This window comes from Corynebacterium sp. LaCa_23 (assembly GCF_058182375.1).
This window is the reverse complement of record NZ_CP190825.1, coordinates 397,414-413,841: the sequence shown is the minus strand read 5'-3', so window position 1 is coordinate 413,841 and position 16,428 is coordinate 397,414. Positions and strand designations below refer to the sequence as shown.

The window sequence follows — 16,428 nt, the reverse complement described above, 5'->3', positions numbered from 1 at the left end:
ATGACTATTCATGTGTGCGGCGAAGGCCTCGTGGACCTGGTTCCGGTATCCCCCGGCCGCTTGAATGACCTCACCCCGGCGCTGGGCGGCGGCCCCTTCAACGTGGCCATCGCCGCGGCGCGCTTGGGCGCGGACGTGGAATTTCAATCGCGGATTTCTACCGAAGGGTTTGGCCAGGAATTATTCCGGCGCCTTGAAGAAGAAGGCGTCGAAACCGCCCACGTGCAGCGCGGCGAAGAACCGACCACCTTGGCGGTGACCACCATCGCGGAAAACGGCACGGCCTCCTATAACTTTTATGTGGAAGGCACCGCAGATCGCTTCGTTGAGCCCAAACTAGCTCCGGCAGATATCGCCTGCTTCGGTACCGTCTCCCTGGCCTTGGAACCGGGCGCTTCCCGCTATGCGCAGCTGCTCAGGGACTTCGCCGCGCAGGGAACGCTCGTGGCCCTAGATCCCAATATCCGGCCTTTTTATGCCACCGAGGCGCATAAGAAATTCTTGGCGGATTTGCTGACACACGTCTCGGTGTTGAAGCTATCGGATGAAGAGGTGGACTTTTTAGGCGAGGAGTTCACCCACCAGGTCCCCATCGTGGCCACCACCCGCGGCGGCGACGGAATTAGCGTCAGGGCTGGGGATACTTCTCTCGACGTTCCTGCAGCCGCGGTAGAGGTCACCGATACCATCGGCGCCGGCGACACCATCATGGCAGCCCTACTGACGCAACTCGATGATCGCAGCCTCGATGCAAACAAGGCCGCAGCACTAAGCACCGAAGAGTGGCGCGATATCCTCCACTTTGCTGCCACCGCAGCCGGCATCACCGTCTCCCGCACCGGCGCCAATCCCCCACTGCGCAAGGAAGTAGAGTCAGCCTTATGAGCTACACCAAACGCACGCTGTGGATACACCTGGGCCTATTCCTCTTAGTGTTCCTCGCATTCATCCTCCCCGTTGTCATTGGTACCGCAGCCCTGCTCCCGCTGTGGCTCTCGGGTGGATTAAGCATCGTCCTTGCAGCGGCCGCGCTTATTGATGCCGCCTTTAAGTTCTTCGCCCCCGCCTCCCCACGCAGCCTCAAGCTGCTCTCCGGCATCGCCGGCATCGTGCTGCTAGTGGGCTGGGGAATCTGGATCTACATCTACGGCAACATGGCGGCAGTCGGCACAGGAACCTACCGCATCGGCAATTTCCTGCTGAGCGTGGGCTGCGTGCTCAACCTCTTCATCATCGCCATTTCGGTTTTGGATATCCGCCGGTTGGCGCGGCAGTAGCCGAACCAAGCGCTCCTGGCGCTTAGCGCGGGGAGCGCTTAGTTGTCGCTGGGGAGAACGCGGCGGGGGACGATAATGGGGGCATCGCCAAGCGGGTCGTCCCAGGCCTCCGCCTCGATGCCATAGGCCTGCGCCAATACCTTTGGAGCCAGCGCCTGCTTGGGTGCACCGCGCGCGATGATATCGCCGGCCTTCATCACCACCATGGAATCGGAATAGTGGCCCGCGAGCATAAGATCGTGCAGGACCACAACCACCGTTTTGCCGGCGCGCGCCTGTGCGCGAGCCAGCTCCAGCATGCTCATGGCGTGGGCGGGGTCGAGGAAGGTGGTGGGTTCATCGAGAAGCAGCACCGGCGTATCCTGCGCCAGCGCCAAAGCCAGCCACACGCGCTGGCGCTGCCCGCCCGATAGGGAGGCAATATCGCGGTCGAGGAAGTCCACAATCTCCGTGGCTTCGCAGGCCTGGGCGATGATCTCCCGGTCCGAAGGAGAAAGACCGCGCATCCTGCCCTGATAGGGGTGGCGCCCGCGCGCGACCAACTCGCCTACCCGCAATCCATCGGGGGCCACGGGGTGCTGCGGCAGCAGCGCCACCTGCTGCGCGGCTTCCTTCGCGTTCATCGCATGCAGGTCAGCCTCCCCGACCATGACGCTACCCTGCCGCGGGGCCAGGATTTTAGACAGCGTCTTGAGCAGCGTGGACTTGCCGCAGCCATTGGGCCCGATGAGCGTGGTGACCTCACCGGCGCGGGCATGCAGGTCGACGCCGGAGAGGATATCCTCGCCGTCCTTATATCCCGCATGGATGCCGGTGGCTTGGAGGCTGCACCGGCGCTTCGGGCTCGTGGGCTGATTATCCGTCATATCTTTTCCTTCATCCACGTACGAGTGTGTAGCACTATTTGGGTGGCGGGCTGGACTGAACTTCGCTGTGCCGCGCCACGGCTTTTAACTGCGCCGGGCCGCATTCCACACCAATACCACCAGGGCGCAGCCGCCGATGACCGAGGAAACCGCACCCACCGGGGCGTTGACCGGAATCGCGCCGGCAATGACGGCGCACACGGTCAGCAGAGCCGCGCCCGCGGCTGCCGATGCCACCGGCGAGGGCGTAGGCGTGCGCGCCACCATCCGCGCCAGGTGCGGTGCCAGCAGGGCGATAAACCCGATGGGTCCGACCACCGAAACCACCACGGCGCAGATGCCGGTTGCCGCGATGAGCAGCAGGGCGCGCTGGCGGGAGATATTGACGCCCAGGGTGGTCGCGGAGGAATCATCATGGGCAAGCAGCGGCAGCTCCCGCGCGCACCAGATGCCTATGGCAATAAACGGCGCTAACGCCACGAGTAAGGGAACGATGACCTCCATGCGCACAAACCCGGTCGAGCCCGCCAGCCACGTTTGTGCCTCGGCTGCGCGCTGGATCTGGGCGCTGCGCATCAAATACGCCACGATGGCCTGAAACATCAGCGATAAGGCGATGCCGACGATGACGATGCGATTGCTCGTGCCGATGCCGCCCAGGACGGCGAGGAGGATGACGACGAGAAGGGCGCCGATCATCGCCAAGCATGCCCGCCACCAGAAGTCCGGGATGCCGTCCGCGAAACCGGGGCGAGAATGCACGGTGCCCAGTACTACCAGCACCGATGCGCCGCCGGTCACGCCCAGGATATCCGGCGATGCCAGCGGGTTGCGCGCCATGGTCTGCGTCCAGGAACCGGCCACGCCGAGGGCGGCGCCGACGATGACGGTGGCGATGGCAACAGGCAGGCGCAAGTCCCACACCACCCTGATGTGGCTCTCGCTGCCGCCGCCGGTGAGCACATCGAGGACCTGCCGCGGGCTCAACTCGAGCGGCCCTTGCCCCAGCAATACCAGGTAGGCGGCAAGCGCGATAAGGGCAAATACCAGCGTGGCGGCGAGTACGCGGACGTGCCTGCGACGCTGTTGCGCTTGCAGGATACTGTTTATCGTTGTCATGCGTTATCGCCCCACGCTCTGCCCACGCCGCGGTGAGCGCCCCAAATGAGGAAGGGCGCGCCCACGATGGCAAGCACGATAGACATCTCTAGCTCCGAGTTACCGACGATGAGCCGACCGATGATATCGGCGGCGAGCACGGCGCAACCGCCCAGGAGCGCGGAGGGCAGGATCATCGTGGCAACGCTTGGGCCAACCACCCGCCGCACGATGTGGGGAATGGCGAAGCCGACGAAGGCAATGGGGCCGGTCGCCGCCGTGGCGCTGCCGGCCAGCACCACGACGCTGAGTGCTGCGCCCACCCGCGCGGTGGTGGGAGACCCGCCCAAGGCGAGCGAGGACTCTTCCCCCATGGCCAATAGGTCAAGCGGCCTGGCCGCCATTGCCGCGCACGCCAGGCCGATGAGCAGGCCAATACCCGCAATGGCGACGTCTTCTGGGCCGCGCCCAAAGGTCGAGCCGATGGTCCAGCGCCGCATGCTATCGAGGACGTCCGTGGAATACAGGCCGATGATCACCGCTCCCGATCCCAGGGCGGCGGAGACACCGGCGCCGACGAGAATGAGCGTCAGTGGATCCTGGAACCGCCGCGAGACGGCCAGAACCAGCAGCGTGGTAATGCCCGCGCCAACGAGCGCAAGGGTGGTGCGCATGCCGGTGGTGGTAGCAATGCCAATGGCCGTGCCCAGGGCAACGAAGAACGAGGCGCCTGCGGTAATACCGATAAATCCGGGGTCCGCCAGCGGGTTCCTGGTCCACGATTGCGCCAAGACACCGGCGACGGCAAGGGCAGCGCCGGCGAAATAGGCCAAAAAGGTGCGCGGCATGCGCAGGTTCCACACGATATCGCGGATATCCTGCTCGCCTGCCCCGCGCAGCGCGGCGATGACCTCATCAGGCGGAATGGAACGGGAACCCAGCGCCAAGGACGCCACCGCCAGCACGAGGCTGGCGAGAATCAGGGCAACAAGGAACGTCGTGCGACCCTTTCCCCGCGCCATCACCGGTGTGGCTGTGGGGTTTTGCGCTGTGGAACCCGTCTGGATAGTCTGGCCGTCCTTCGTGGTTGCTGACAATTACAGCTTCTCTTCAAACTTATCTATTGCCCAGGGGATGGTCACTGGGTTCGGCATGCTCATGGCGTTGCCGGTATCCGTGTCCAGGTAGCGCACGCGCCCATCCTTGACAATATCGAGGCCCTGGAAGGTCTTATCCTTCTTCAAGACATCCGCGGAGCCGTTGTAATCCAGGACAAAGAGGTGTTCAACCTGGTTGAGCTTTGCGTAGTTTTCCGGGGCAATGTCAACGAAGAAGCTGCTGCCATCGCCCTTCAACTCATCGGGGATCTCCATGCCAAGATCCTCGATGAACTGTCCGCGCCCGTCCTCATCGGTGTACAGGCCAATCTTTCCGTCATAAGGCATAACGATGGCCGCGGACTTGCCCTGCAATTCGGTGTGCTCGCGGCGGAATTCCTCGAAGGCCTTTTCGGTGTCCTTGATGAGCTTTTCGCCGTCGTCTTCCTTATCCACGGCGTCCGCAATGGCCTCTACCTGCTTTTCCCAGGGAATCTGCCAGTCTTCATACCCATCCGGCTTGACGGTAGTCGGCGCGATCTCTTCCAGGGATTCCTTCGCGCGCGCATCCACCGCCTGGTTCACCGCAATGATCTTGGTGGGATCGGCAGCGGTGATCTGCTCAAAGGTCTCAGCGGTAAAGCCCGTTGCGGTGTTGTAGATGACCTCGGGCTTGGCATCGCCAAGAAGCTTCTTTGACCAAGGGCCGACGCCGGACGGATCGCCGTCGCCCTCAGCGCCCCACGGCGCCACCGTCACGGGAGTAATGCCCAGGGCGAGCAGCGTATCGGCATCGCCGAGGCCCAGGCTAGCCACGCGCTCCTCGCTGGCGGCTTCGGTGGACTGCGTGCTTTCATCGCCCTCACCGCGCGAGCAGCCGGCTAAGGCGACGGCTCCGGCGGACAGCAGTGCCACAACACCCATGGTGCGGCGTCCGAAAATCTTCATGAGGCTAACCCTTTCGGTAAAGGAGGTAAATGACGTGGCATATCCTATCCCCCCCGAAAGAATTAGGCAAGGCTTAACTGTGCACAGGTATGTTGGACGCATGAATTCTTCCTTACAATCGTCCACGATGCCTGAACACGAATTGATCCCCGTTACCCTCACCGCTAATGAGCAGATCCGGCCGCGGCTGCACCGCCTGACATTTCACGCTGAGGCGTTCCGGACGTATGAGCTCGCCGGCCCCGATGAATACTTTGGCCTCGTCATGCCGCAAGCCGGGCAGGAATTTGCGCCCTTCCCCGTCGATGGCGTCAATATCCGCGCGGCGGTGGCCGCTATGGACGAGGAAACGCGTCCAGACCTGCGCTGGTACACCATACGCGCGCTGCACCCTGAGGACGCGACTGTCGATGTCGATGTAGTCACCCACGGCGATTCCGGCCCCGGCTCGCGGTGGATTCTGCGCGCGCAACCCGGCGATACGGCGGGGTTCTTTACCTGCAACGAGATGTGGCGGCCGACAGAGGCTGCGCAGCTATTGGTCGCCGATGCCTCTGCCCTGCCTGCCCTGCGGCACATCCTTGCCTTTCAAGAGGAACATGACCCGGCGAAGCTCGCTTCCACCGACGTCGTAGCCGTGGTCACCAGCGATGACGAAGTAGAGCCTGGGTTTACGGCCAGGTGGGAGCCCAGCGTGCGCAGCCTGCGCGTCCTTCGCACCGAGCCGAAACAGGAGGCGGATTCCATCGTTGCCGCGCTGGAAGCAGATTATGCCGGTGACTCGGTGCCAGGGTACGTGTGGGTCTCCGGCGAGGGAGATTTGGCAAAGAAGGTCCGCGGCCTCGCGGTCAAAGACTGGGGCCTTGCTACCGACGACGTCACCTGGGTGCCCTATTGGTTTTATGGAAGGGCCCGTCCTTAAGAGTCCTAAAACCGCGAGAGGCCCCTGCGCCGAACCATGTGGTCCGGTACAGGGGCTGCGCTGGCTAGGGTTTACTTAGCCTTCTCGATGATCTTTACGAGACGGAAGTGCTTGTCCTTGGACAGCGGGCGGGTCTCAGCGATACGTACGAGATCGCCTACGCCTGCGATTTCTTCCTCATCGTGCGCCTTAACCTTCTTGTTAGAGCGCATGATCTTGCCGTACAGAGCGTGCTGCTTGCGGTCTTCGATCTCGACGACGATGGTCTTGGACATCTTGTCCGAGACAACGTAGCCGGTGCGGACCTTAGGAGCACCCTTGACCTTCTCCTTCTTCGGAGTTGGTCCCTTCTTGGATTCAGTCACGTTAGCCTCACTCATGATTAAGCCTCAGCTCCCGGAGCGACAGACAGGCCCAGCTCGCGCTCGCGCAGAACGGTGTAGATGCGGGCAATGTCGCGCTTAACCGTGCCGATGCGGCGGTTGTTGGTCAGCTGGCCGGTGGCCTTCTGGAAACGAAGGTTGAACAGTTCTTCCTTCGCATCCTTCAGACGGGTTTCCAGCTCTGCGTTGTCGAGCTCACGGAACTCGTGGGCGGGGGTACCGGTTGCCATTAGAACTGGTCCTCCTTCTTGATGATGCGGACCTTGCAAGGAAGCTTCTGGCCAGCGCGGCGCAGAGCCTCGATTGCAACAGCCTCAGTTGGGTAGCTCATCTCGAAAAGTACGCGGCCAGGCTTCACGTTAGCCACCCACTTCTCAACCGGGCCCTTACCGGAACCCATACGAACACCGAGCGGCTTCTGGGTCAACGGACGGTCCGGGAAGATGTTGATCCACACCTTGCCACCACGCTTAACGTGGCGGTTGATGGCAATACGTGCGGCCTCAATCTGACGGTTGGTGATGTACGCAGGCTCCAGTGCCTGGATTGCGTAATCGCCGAAGTTAATGCGGTTTCCGCCCTTGGACACGCCACGACGGCTCGGGCGGTGCTGACGGCGGTACTTAACACGCTTAGGAATCAGCATGGATTAGCCCTCCTGCTTCTGCTGTGCACGCTGGCGGCGCTGGCCACCGCGGCGGGAGCGACCGTTGCGGTCACCGCGGCCACGGCCCTGTGCCGGAGCGTTCAGTTCGGACTCGCGTACGCCACCGACGACGTCACCCTTGTAGATCCACACCTTGATGCCGATGCGGCCGAAGGTGGTGTGGGCCTCTGCGGTGCCGTAGTCGATCTCGGCGCGAAGAGTGTGCAGCGGAACGCGGCCCTCGTGGTAGCGCTCAACGCGGGACATTTCTGCACCGCCCAGGCGGCCGGACAGCAGAATCTTGATGCCCTTAACCTGTGGCTGGCGCATAGCGGACTGGATAGCCTTGCGCATTGCACGACGGAATGCGACGCGGTTAACCAGCTGCTCCGCGATGGAGTGAGCAACCAGGGTTGCGTTTGCGTCTACCTGCTTGACCTCAAGGATGTTGAGGGCAACCATCTTGCCGGTGAGCTTTTCCAGCTCGCGGCGGATGCGGTCAGCCTCAGCGCCGCGGCGGCCAATCACGATGCCCGGACGGGCGGTGTGAATGTCCACGCGGACGCGGTCACGGGTGCGCTCGATAACGATGTCGGCGATGCCGGCGCGCTCGAGGCCCTTGTTGAGGTAGTTACGAATCTTGATGTCTTCGGCTACGTAGTTCGCGTAGTCCTTATCCGCGAACCAGTGGGTCTTCCAGTCGGAAGTGATGCCCAAACGTAGGCCGTGAGGATGGATCTTCTGGCCCATTACTTGGCCCCTTCCTGCTGGCTTTCGACAACCACGGTGATGTGGCTGGTGCGCTTACGAATCATGAATGCACGACCCTGTGCACGCGGCTGGAAACGACGCATGGTCGGACCCTCGTTGGCGTATGCCTCGGAGATGACCAGGGTGCGTGGGTCGAGGCCGAAGTTGTTCTCAGCGTTAGCGGCTGCGGAAGCAACGACCTTTGCAACTGGCTTGGAAGCACCCTGCGGTGCGTACTTCAGGATTGCCAAAGCTTCGCTTACGGACTTGCCGCGGACCAGATCGAGCACACGACGTGCCTTCATCGGGGTAACGCGGACGTAGCGGGCCGTGGCGGATGCGGAGGTGATGGTCTCACTCATCGCTTATCGACGTCCCTTCTTGTCATCCTTGACGTGACCCTTAAAGGTCTTGGTTGGTGCAAACTCGCCCAACTTGTGGCCGACCATGGAGTCCTCGATGAAGACCGGCACATGCTTGCGGCCGTCGTGGACGGCGAAGGTGTGACCGATGAAATCGGGGAGAATGGTCGAGCGGCGAGACCAGGTCTTGATGACCTGCTTGGTGCCTGCATCGTTTTGAGCATCCACCTTGTTGAGGAGGTGCTCGTCGACGAACGGGCCTTTCTTAAGGCTGCGTGGCATTGTTTACCTCCTCTTAGCGCTTCTTGTTCGGGCGACGACGGCGCACGATCATGTTGTTGGAGTAACGGTTCGGGTTGCGAGTGCGACCCTCCTTGTGACCCCATGGGGACACTGGGTGGCGACCACCGGAGGTCTTACCCTCACCACCACCGTGTGGGTGGTCAACCGGGTTCATAACGACACCACGGACGGTCGGGCGAACGCCCTTCCAACGCATGCGGCCGGCCTTGCCCCAGCGGATGTTCATCTGCTCGGCGTTGCCAACTTCACCAACCGTTGCGCGGCAACGGATGTCCACGCGGCGGATTTCAGAAGACGGCATACGCAGAACGGCGTACTTGCCTTCCTTACCCAGCAGCTGGATGGAAGCACCAGCAGAGCGGGCCAGCTTTGCGCCAGCGCCCGGCTTGAGCTCAACGGCGTGGATGGTCGAACCGGTCGGGATGTTGCGCAGCGGCAGGTTGTTGCCCACCTTGATATCTGCGTTCGGGCCGGACTCGACAACAGCACCCTGCTTCAGGCCCTTCGGCGCGATGATGTAGCGCTTCTCGCCATCTACGTAGTGCAGCAATGCAATGTTTGCGGTGCGGTTCGGGTCGTACTCGATGTGAGCGACCTTTGCCGGAATGCCGTCCTTGTCGTTACGACGGAAGTCGATCAGACGGTAACGGCGCTTGTGGCCACCGCCGATGTGGCGGGTGGTGATGCGGCCGTAGTTATTACGACCACCGGTTTTGCTCAGCGGGCGCAGCAGGGACTTCTCCGGAGTCGAACGAGTGATCTCGTCGAACTCAGATACGGAGGATGCGCGGCGACCCGGAGTTGTCGGCTTGTACTTACGAATAGCCATAATTCTTCCTTTTCCTTTCGGCTCTCCGGTGGCGCTTAAGCGCCTGCGCCGAAGACGTCGATGGAGTCGCTGCCTTCACGGAGCGTCACGTATGCGCGCTTGGTGGACTTACGCTGACCGAAGCCGGTGCGGGTGCGCTTGCGCTTACCTGCACGGTTTACGGTATTCACGGAGTCGACCTTCACGTCAAAGATCTGCTCGACGGCATCTTTAATCTGGGACTTGTTGGAGTCTGGGGAGACGAAGAACGTGTAAACGTTCTGCTCCATCAGACCGTAGGACTTCTCAGATACAACCGGGGCGATGATGACATCGCGCGGGTTAGAAATCTTAGCCATTAGTTCTCCTCCTTATCCGCGCCGGTAGCGCGAGTGATGAAGGTGTGTAGCGCCTCAACGGAGAACACAACGTCATCGGAGTAGAGAACGTCGTAGGTGTTGAGCTGACCGGCGTCCAGGATCTGAACGTTCGGCAGGTTATTAGCGCTACGACGGGCGTTGATGTCCTCGCGGCCGATAACCAGCAGCACGTTGTCGCGCTCGGTCAGGGACTCGAGGAAAGCCTTGGCCGCCTTGGTGGACGGCTTCTGGCCTGGAACCAACTCTTCGATGACATGGATGCGCTCGTTGCGAGCACGGTCAGACAACGCACCGAAGAGAGCAGCCTTGATCATCTTCTTAGGGGTGCGCTGTGCGTAGCTACGTGGCTGCGGGCCGTGGACGGTGCCACCGCCGGTGTAGTGCGGCGCACGGATGGAACCCTGGCGCGCACGACCGGTGCCCTTCTGGCGGAAAGGCTTGCGGCCACCACCGCGGACGTCGCCGCGGGTCTTGGTGGCGTGGGTGCCCTGACGAGCAGCAGCAAGCTGTGCGTTGACAACCTGGTGCATCAAAGCAACGGATGCCTCGGTGTCAAAGATTTCAGCCGGCAGGTCCACGGAGCCATTGGTCTTACCTTCAGAGGTGTGGACGTCTAGCTTGAGGTTGCTCATGCGTGTGCACCGCCCTTCACTGCGGTCTTAACGGTGACGAGGCCGCCGCGCGCACCAGGGATAGCACCCTTGATGAGCAGCAGGTTGGACTCGACATCGACTTTCTGAATCTTCAGGTTTTGGGTCGTCACGCGGTCGTGGCCCATGCGGCCAGCCATGCGCTTGCCCTTGAAGACGCGGCCTGGGGTAGCAGCGCCACCGATACCACCAACGCGGCGGTGAGCGGCCTGGTTACCGTGAGCTGCGCCCTGACCCTGGAAGCCGTGGCGCTTCATAGCACCAGCGTAGCCGTGGCCCTTGGTCTGGCCGGTGACGTCAACGAAAGTGATGCCTTCGAAGATGTCTACCTTGACCTCTTGGCCAACCTCGTATGCGGAGGTGTCGTCCATGCGGATTTCCGCAACGTGACGACGCGGGGTTACGCCAGCCTTTTTGAAGTGACCAGACTCAGGCTTGTTTGCCTTGCGTGGGTCAATCTCGCCAAAGGCGATCTGGATGGCGCTGTAGCCATCGGTTTCGGGGGTGCGAATCTGGGTGACAACGCATGGCCCTGCTTCAACGACGGTGACCGGAACAACGCGGTTCTCGTCATCGAAGACCTGGGTCATGCCGAGCTTCTTGCCCAGAATGCCCTTGATCTCGTTTTCACTCATTATTAGTTCTCCACCAAAGTCGCTTACTGGATGTTCACGTCGACGCTTGCCGGAAGATCGATGCGCATCAAAGCATCAACGGTCTTCGGGGTCGGGTCGAGAATATCGATCAGGCGCTTGTGCGTGCGCATCTCGAAGTGCTCGCGAGAGTCCTTGTACTTGTGCGGAGAACGAATAACTGCGTACACGTTCTTCTCGGTTGGGAGCGGCACTGGGCCAACTACACGAGCACCCGTACGGGTAACGGTCTCGACGATCTTCTTTGCAGAAGCGTCGATTGCCTCGTGGTCATAGGCCTTCAGCCGAATGCGGATCTTTTGTCCCGCCACGCTTATCCTCTTCCTCGCTTCCCCACTTTCACATTCCCGGCGTTTCCGGGGCGTGAAGCGGTGGGAAATTGCTTCTCGATTTCTCTATAACGTTGTCCGGGCCTGGGGCCTGACACAACGCCAGTGGTCTGACTGTCATGACAACCAAGAGATACAGCACATGGCAAATGCCAGTCTGCAGTGCTCCTGACGGGGTACAAGACCCGTAGTCAAAGTATTGTGAAGAGGACGGTTTTCACGCATTACACGTGGAGAGTGTCCTATTCGCTAACTGCCGCTGTTTATTTGCCATGCCCCTCCTCCGGTCCATCGTCTCGGGGTGTCTCTGCTCTAGCGCGGACCTAGCCCGATCGGATGACCTTCCAGTCTGTGTTTCAGGAAAGCCCTGATCCACGGTGACAACGAAGGTGTCATGTTCGCTTTACCAGCTCAGCGCCTCCCCGATATGCACCGTGTTAAAGACGGTCCGTTACCGGTTCGCGCTGCCCTGTTAAAGCAACCTAAGTATTTAAGCACGATGGGCTGGTGTTTTTCAAACCACCCCGGCAATAGTGCCAATAATCACGTTTTGGTAAATATTGTTGTCACAGACCCCACGTCCGGTTAGGCGGTAGGTACGCTCAAAGAGGGATTTAGAACCGCTGGTTCTTGGTCCTTCAATTTCATATTGCGACCATGCAAGTCAATATTTAAGGAAAGGCCTTAAAGACCATGTCTGAGAACAACACTCCTGCAAAGCACTCTGAGAACAACGTTGCCGCTTCTGAAGAGCGCGAGGTAAACAACAACCTGGAGACTCAGTACGGCACCACCACCATTGATGACGTCGTTGTTTCCAAGATCGCCGGCATTGCAGCCCGCGAGGTTTCCGGCGTTGACTCCCTCGGTGGCGGCGGCGCTCGCATGATGGGCACCATCCGCGAGTCCTTCGGTGCATCCGAGGACGTACGCCAGGGTGTTGACGTAGAGGTAGAAAACGGCTCCGCAAAGATCGAGATCGCCATCACCGCTGAGTACGGCGTTGCCATCCACGAGCTGGCTGAGGCAATCCGCCGCAACATCATGAACGCTGTCGAGCGCATGACCGGCCTGACCGTAGAGCGCGTTGACGTTGTTGTTCACAACGTCAAGCTGCCGAAGGAAGACTCCGAGTCTGAAGAGCAGGCTGCACTGAACCAGGGCCAGGCATAAGAACAATGCCTGAACCCCGAGCGCAATTTGAGCTCGAGGTAAGCCACGCTCACGCAATTGCGGAAGCGGTGCAAAAGCTCAACGGTGTCGCGGGCCTTGACGGCGGACGCTACGGCTCGGTGAACCTACTCTTCCCGGGCGAAAGGGTTTCCGGCATGCGCCGGCCCGATCCCCGCGACGATCGCCACCTGCAAATCAACGTCCGCGTTGATATCAGTGCGCAACCTGATCTGTACCGTCTGGCGGAAGAAATCCGCTCGACCGCCCGCAAGGCATGTACGGAATTAGATCGCGTCGACGTTGAGTTTTCTGATGCCGTAGATGGCTTATCCGCTGCTCCCTCGAAGGATTAGATATGAAAAATTACACCACATTGGGCATTGTTATCGGCCTGCTACTTGCCTTCTTTTTGTACTTAGGTTGGGGTTGGATGCTGCTCGCCGTGCTGCTTGCTGCTATCGGTGGCCTCTTGGGCTCCCATTTTGATGGCCGCATCGACCTCAGCGCTGTGTGGAATGGCCTCATTGGCAAGGAGAAAGGCCAAGGCTAATGTCAGAAGGTTCCACTAAGGGCCACACGCGTTTCTCGCTGCGGACCATGGAACGAATCGTGACCGCCGCAATTGCTAGCGTGCCTGGCACAAAGGATTTAGATGCCAAGCTTGCTGGCATTGGCGGACGCGGTTATCCACGGGTTTCGGTACAGATGGACCCAGAGCGTGAGGTCGCCGCAGTAAGCGCGACCATCGCTGTGGTGTGGCCATCGCCGGTTACCGCAGTCGCGGAAAGTACGCGTGCCGCCATTTCAGAGGCCATTGCTGCCCACACCGGCTATACCACCACCCGCGTTAATGTCACCGTTGGTGAATCGGTTCCGGATACTCGCGTTACCGCAGAACAGGTAGCGCAGCGCCCTGCTGCTTCGGCTTTTACGCCGGAGGTCACCCCGTCTACCGTGACCCAGCCTGTCACCCAGGACTCGGTCGAGGTGCGAGGCATCGAGACCCCGGAAGAAGCCGCGGTTCGCACCGTCGATACCCCGCAAGAGGCGGTGGTTCGCACAGTTGCCGTTCCACCAGAAGCGGATATCCGCGAGATTTCTTCCGGGAAGGAAGTTGCCATCCGCGGAGTATCGGCGCCGCCTGGCGATACCCCGGTGCGCTCCGTTGACACGCCGCGGGAGGCGCCGGTGCGCAGCATTTCCGCTGATCTTCCGGATCACCAGCTGTTAGACATCAGTGCTCCAGAAGATCACGAACCGCGCCGCATCATCGAACCGCGCCCAGAGCGGGTACGCAGTGTTCGCGCCCCGCGCCCTGCTCGGTTGCTCCCGAGCGGACAGGTACGTCCCTTCGCCAAGAAGGCAAAGGTCTCTGTCCCTCGTCCGCAGCCTTTGCGCAAGATCGACATCGACAATGCGCAACAGTACAAGCGCGTTCGCGTTGCGCGGCCGGCTCCCCTGCGCAAGGTGCACTCACCTCGCCCACGACCACTGCGCAAGATCGAGATCGATAATTCCCGGAGCGAGCAGCGCGTGCGGACCGCAAGGCCCGCCCCGCTGCGCAAGGTTCAGGCCCCGCGCCAGGAACCGCTCAAGCGCATCAAGGTAACCCCAACGAGCCAGCGCCCGCTGCATGTCTATGCGCCACGGCCTGAGCCGCTGCGTGCCATTTCCATCACCCCATTCCACGAGCAAGGAGGCAATAATGGCTGAGATGAATATGCCTGAGCATTTCGGGCAACAGCCCAAGGCGTCTCCTGCCGTGCGTACGTGGACCGTCATTTTAGGTTTCGTCCTGCTGGCCATTGGCATTGTGGGCGTACGCGAAACCTGGCTTGTCGGCGCAGACGCCAATGCCCAATCGTGGGTCCAGCCGGTCCTCAATCTTATTGCCACCGAGCAATTAGAAACGTGGATGATCTGGGCTGGCGTGGGCTCCATCGTCGTTGGTCTCATCTTTGTAATCGCTGCGGTAAAGACGCGCCGCAATACCCACATCCAGGTCGCTTCCGAGTCCGCTTCCATGTGGATGCGTCCGGTTGATGTCGCGCGCTTGAGCTCTGCTGCAGCGCGCCGCGTTCCGGGAGTCGCGTCCGCACAGACTTCCGCGGATACCAAGAGCGCGAAGGTTACCGTCAATGGCGATGAGCAAGACTCCGAGTTGCCGGGGCGCGTAGAAACTGCTGTCACCCGTGCCTTGGAAGTGCTTGCGCATCCACCAAAGGTCACCGTAGCCGTAGAGAAGATTCCGGAGATGGATAATCATGTCTAAAAAGCTTGCTACCTTTGACCGAATCCTCCTCGGCCTGCTCGGAATCATCCTCATCGCGCTCGGTGTGTGGCCGATTCTCATTAACTTCAATGTGGAATTTGCTGAATACCTGGCCGAGTGGGTAGACCACGATACGTGGCGCACTTTGGGCGACAATAGTTGGTGGGTCTGGGTCTTGGCCGGTGCCTCTGCCCTATTGCTCATCATTGGTTTGTGGCTCATCGTCGTAAACCTGCGTCACCGCCGCTTTAATAATGTGGAATCCGCAGCTTCCAATGAAGAAGGCGCAATCTCTGCATCCATGAACGCCATCGCCACCGCGGTGGCCAAGGATCTGGACGCGTTAGAGGGTGTGGACCGGGTCGAGCGCTTGGTTGCATACGACCGCGCCCGCCCAACGCTGCAGTACACGGTGGTTGCCAACCCAGACACGCCGCTGGAGCGGCTGACCAACGCTGTAGAAACGAATGAGCGCGACTTCCGGGAGGCTTTCCCCGACGCTGACCTAGATACCAGCTATAAGCTGCACTTCACCAAGGTCAAGCCGATGAAGGATTTAGCTGAATAAGGGGTTTGGGGTCTCTGCAACAAGAACCTCAACTACCTTGCCCAATCGCGCATAATCGCCGCCCTCGAGGAGTAACTCCAACTCCTCGCCAGGGCGGCATTTTTCTATCCTCTTCCACGCATAATTATGGGCAACCACCCGCCGGTTTTCCTTGTGAAAGAGATGCAGTCCGTGGTCTAGGACAGCGATAGCGTCGTCCACGCGGAGGACATAGACAAAGTCACCCAACTCGTAGCGGCTCAGGCCACTAAGTTCCGGCAGCGACTCATCCAGGCGCATGATGCTGGAGACGATCCCAAGGCGGTGTTCAAAGCCCTCAGTATCCGTAACCACGAAGGTCCGGCCAGGCCCCGTTGGCCTAATGGCGCTGTATTCCCACACCACCGGCTGAGCATTCGGGCGGCGCACGATGATGCGGGAGGAATCGGCGGTGATGCGGGAGGTGGGGGCATCGCTAAGCACGAGCCACACACCAGTGCCCACGCGGCCGCCCTCCAAGGGCAATAGCGGCGGGTGAACCTCGGCCTGCCGCTCGAGTTCGGTGACTAACTCCGCGTCGCTCACGCCCCAGCCGATGCCCCGGTTGGCCAATAAGGCAAAGAGCGTCGGCAGGCTCAGATCGGGCTGGCCCTCCCATGCCTTGCGCAGCGCTGCCAAGGTCGGGTCAATGCGAGTGGGATCTTCCATGAGGGTCTAGCCTACCGAGCCGTTCCGCCCTACTACAGCCACGGGGCAGCAGCCCGCCTTGGCTGATTGGTTACCCCCGTTTTCACTTATTTTCAGGTAAGCGTTCCCTATAACTGTTGAACAATTCAGGTTTTTAAATCTGCAGCTGAATCCCATTTTTCTTTTTAAGGCCCTAAGCGTCTACACTGAAAAAATACCTGTCGTTTGATTGGCGATGTACATCACGGGGCTACGTGAATTGTGCGCTCGCTTATAT

25 protein-coding genes are annotated in these 16,428 nt (G+C 60.6%); 9 read left to right on the top strand and 16 right to left on the bottom strand.

Annotation, left to right across the window (positions count from 1 at the left end):
• Together ACP8IT_RS02130 and ACP8IT_RS02125 are read left to right on the top strand one after the other, a co-directional pair.
• Entirely contained in the window at positions 1-885 is an 885-nt protein-coding gene (locus ACP8IT_RS02130) for a carbohydrate kinase family protein (protein ID WP_490290307.1), read from the top strand.
• Positions 882-1,277, top strand: coding sequence for a hypothetical protein (locus tag ACP8IT_RS02125; RefSeq protein ID WP_023028286.1), 396 nt, complete (start codon positions 882-884; stop codon positions 1,275-1,277). Before ACP8IT_RS02130 ends, ACP8IT_RS02125 begins: the two co-directional genes overlap by 4 nt.
• Before the next feature lie 38 nt (positions 1,278-1,315).
• On the opposite strand, the gene ACP8IT_RS02120 is transcribed toward ACP8IT_RS02125, so the two are convergent.
• The 4 genes from ACP8IT_RS02120 to ACP8IT_RS02105 form a co-directional block, all read right to left on the bottom strand.
• Positions 1,316-2,143 (bottom strand): ABC transporter ATP-binding protein, encoded by an 828-nt coding sequence (locus ACP8IT_RS02120; protein WP_023030112.1) that lies wholly within the window; start codon positions 2,141-2,143, stop codon positions 1,316-1,318.
• A gap of 84 nt (positions 2,144-2,227) precedes the next feature.
• The gene (locus ACP8IT_RS02115; protein ID WP_490290306.1) at positions 2,228-3,262 is read right to left on the bottom strand and encodes a FecCD family ABC transporter permease; all 1,035 of its coding nucleotides are present in this window, start codon (positions 3,260-3,262) and stop codon (positions 2,228-2,230) included.
• Entirely contained in the window at positions 3,259-4,338 is a 1,080-nt protein-coding gene (locus ACP8IT_RS02110) for a FecCD family ABC transporter permease (RefSeq protein ID WP_278723832.1), read from the bottom strand. The genes ACP8IT_RS02115 and ACP8IT_RS02110 overlap by 4 nt, the downstream gene beginning before the upstream one ends.
• On the bottom strand, positions 4,339-5,286 hold the full coding sequence (locus ACP8IT_RS02105; RefSeq protein WP_284631355.1) for an ABC transporter substrate-binding protein: 948 nt from the start codon (positions 5,284-5,286) through the stop codon (positions 4,339-4,341). It abuts the gene before it with no gap.
• A gap of 100 nt (positions 5,287-5,386) precedes the next feature.
• On the opposite strand from ACP8IT_RS02105, the gene ACP8IT_RS02100 reads away from it, so the two are divergent.
• Positions 5,387-6,208 (top strand): siderophore-interacting protein, encoded by an 822-nt coding sequence (locus ACP8IT_RS02100; RefSeq protein WP_278723833.1) that lies wholly within the window; start codon positions 5,387-5,389, stop codon positions 6,206-6,208.
• Between the two features lie 71 nt (positions 6,209-6,279).
• On the opposite strand, the gene rpsQ is transcribed toward ACP8IT_RS02100, so the two are convergent.
• The 11 genes from rpsQ to rpsJ are packed head-to-tail and all read right to left on the bottom strand — an operon-like array spanning position 6,280 to position 11,454.
• Positions 6,280-6,588 (bottom strand): 30S ribosomal protein S17, encoded by a 309-nt coding sequence (gene rpsQ / locus ACP8IT_RS02095; RefSeq protein WP_005276946.1) that lies wholly within the window; start codon positions 6,586-6,588, stop codon positions 6,280-6,282.
• Positions 6,589-6,590: 2 nt separating this feature from the next.
• Positions 6,591-6,821, bottom strand: coding sequence for a 50S ribosomal protein L29 (gene rpmC / locus ACP8IT_RS02090; RefSeq protein ID WP_005276944.1), 231 nt, complete (start codon positions 6,819-6,821; stop codon positions 6,591-6,593).
• Positions 6,821-7,237, bottom strand: a complete 417-nt coding sequence (gene rplP, locus ACP8IT_RS02085; RefSeq protein ID WP_005276943.1) for a 50S ribosomal protein L16 — start codon at positions 7,235-7,237, stop codon at positions 6,821-6,823. Before rplP ends, rpmC begins: the two co-directional genes overlap by 1 nt.
• Positions 7,238-7,240: 3 nt before the next feature.
• Positions 7,241-7,987 (bottom strand): 30S ribosomal protein S3, encoded by a 747-nt coding sequence (rpsC, locus tag ACP8IT_RS02080; protein WP_005276941.1) that lies wholly within the window; start codon positions 7,985-7,987, stop codon positions 7,241-7,243.
• Positions 7,987-8,349: a 50S ribosomal protein L22 gene (gene rplV / locus ACP8IT_RS02075; RefSeq protein WP_005276938.1), complete on the bottom strand. Its 363-nt coding sequence runs from the start codon at positions 8,347-8,349 to the stop codon at positions 7,987-7,989. Before rplV ends, rpsC begins: the two co-directional genes overlap by 1 nt.
• Before the next feature lie 3 nt (positions 8,350-8,352).
• Positions 8,353-8,631, bottom strand: coding sequence for a 30S ribosomal protein S19 (rpsS, locus tag ACP8IT_RS02070; RefSeq protein ID WP_005276936.1), 279 nt, complete (start codon positions 8,629-8,631; stop codon positions 8,353-8,355).
• A gap of 13 nt (positions 8,632-8,644) precedes the next feature.
• The gene (gene rplB / locus ACP8IT_RS02065; protein ID WP_005276935.1) at positions 8,645-9,481 is read right to left on the bottom strand and encodes a 50S ribosomal protein L2; all 837 of its coding nucleotides are present in this window, start codon (positions 9,479-9,481) and stop codon (positions 8,645-8,647) included.
• A 35-nt stretch (positions 9,482-9,516) separates the two neighbouring features.
• Positions 9,517-9,819 carry a 50S ribosomal protein L23 gene (gene rplW, locus ACP8IT_RS02060; protein WP_005276934.1) on the bottom strand — a complete coding sequence of 101 codons (303 nt, stop codon included), beginning with the start codon at positions 9,817-9,819 and terminating at the stop codon, positions 9,517-9,519.
• Positions 9,819-10,472 carry a 50S ribosomal protein L4 gene (gene rplD / locus ACP8IT_RS02055; RefSeq protein ID WP_005281229.1) on the bottom strand — a complete coding sequence of 218 codons (654 nt, stop codon included), beginning with the start codon at positions 10,470-10,472 and terminating at the stop codon, positions 9,819-9,821. Before rplD ends, rplW begins: the two co-directional genes overlap by 1 nt.
• On the bottom strand, positions 10,469-11,125 hold the full coding sequence (gene rplC, locus ACP8IT_RS02050) for a 50S ribosomal protein L3 (protein ID WP_005276932.1): 657 nt from the start codon (positions 11,123-11,125) through the stop codon (positions 10,469-10,471). The genes rplD and rplC overlap by 4 nt, the downstream gene beginning before the upstream one ends.
• A gap of 23 nt (positions 11,126-11,148) precedes the next feature.
• Entirely contained in the window at positions 11,149-11,454 is a 306-nt protein-coding gene (gene rpsJ / locus ACP8IT_RS02045) for a 30S ribosomal protein S10 (protein ID WP_003848085.1), read from the bottom strand.
• Between the two features lie 711 nt (positions 11,455-12,165).
• Here rpsJ and ACP8IT_RS02040 point away from each other — a divergent pair.
• The 6 genes from ACP8IT_RS02040 to amaP are packed head-to-tail and all read left to right on the top strand — an operon-like array spanning position 12,166 to position 15,485.
• Positions 12,166-12,645: an Asp23/Gls24 family envelope stress response protein gene (locus tag ACP8IT_RS02040; protein ID WP_005276899.1), complete on the top strand. Its 480-nt coding sequence runs from the start codon at positions 12,166-12,168 to the stop codon at positions 12,643-12,645.
• 5 nt (positions 12,646-12,650) lie between these two features.
• Positions 12,651-12,998 (top strand): Rossmann-fold NAD(P)-binding domain-containing protein, encoded by a 348-nt coding sequence (locus ACP8IT_RS02035; RefSeq protein WP_005276897.1) that lies wholly within the window; start codon positions 12,651-12,653, stop codon positions 12,996-12,998.
• A 2-nt stretch (positions 12,999-13,000) separates the two neighbouring features.
• The gene (locus ACP8IT_RS02030) at positions 13,001-13,195 is read left to right on the top strand and encodes a hypothetical protein (RefSeq protein ID WP_005276895.1); all 195 of its coding nucleotides are present in this window, start codon (positions 13,001-13,003) and stop codon (positions 13,193-13,195) included.
• Positions 13,195-14,358: an Asp23/Gls24 family envelope stress response protein gene (locus tag ACP8IT_RS02025; RefSeq protein WP_023016736.1), complete on the top strand. Its 1,164-nt coding sequence runs from the start codon at positions 13,195-13,197 to the stop codon at positions 14,356-14,358. The genes ACP8IT_RS02030 and ACP8IT_RS02025 overlap by 1 nt, the downstream gene beginning before the upstream one ends.
• Positions 14,351-14,917, top strand: a complete 567-nt coding sequence (locus ACP8IT_RS02020) for a DUF6286 domain-containing protein (protein ID WP_005281210.1) — start codon at positions 14,351-14,353, stop codon at positions 14,915-14,917. Before ACP8IT_RS02025 ends, ACP8IT_RS02020 begins: the two co-directional genes overlap by 8 nt.
• Positions 14,910-15,485: an alkaline shock response membrane anchor protein AmaP gene (gene amaP, locus ACP8IT_RS02015; RefSeq protein WP_023016735.1), complete on the top strand. Its 576-nt coding sequence runs from the start codon at positions 14,910-14,912 to the stop codon at positions 15,483-15,485. Before ACP8IT_RS02020 ends, amaP begins: the two co-directional genes overlap by 8 nt.
• Here amaP and ACP8IT_RS02010 read toward each other — a convergent pair.
• Entirely contained in the window at positions 15,474-16,172 is a 699-nt protein-coding gene (locus tag ACP8IT_RS02010; RefSeq protein ID WP_490290305.1) for a hypothetical protein, read from the bottom strand. The genes amaP and ACP8IT_RS02010 overlap by 12 nt on opposite strands.
• Between the last annotated feature and the right edge of the window lie 256 nt (positions 16,173-16,428).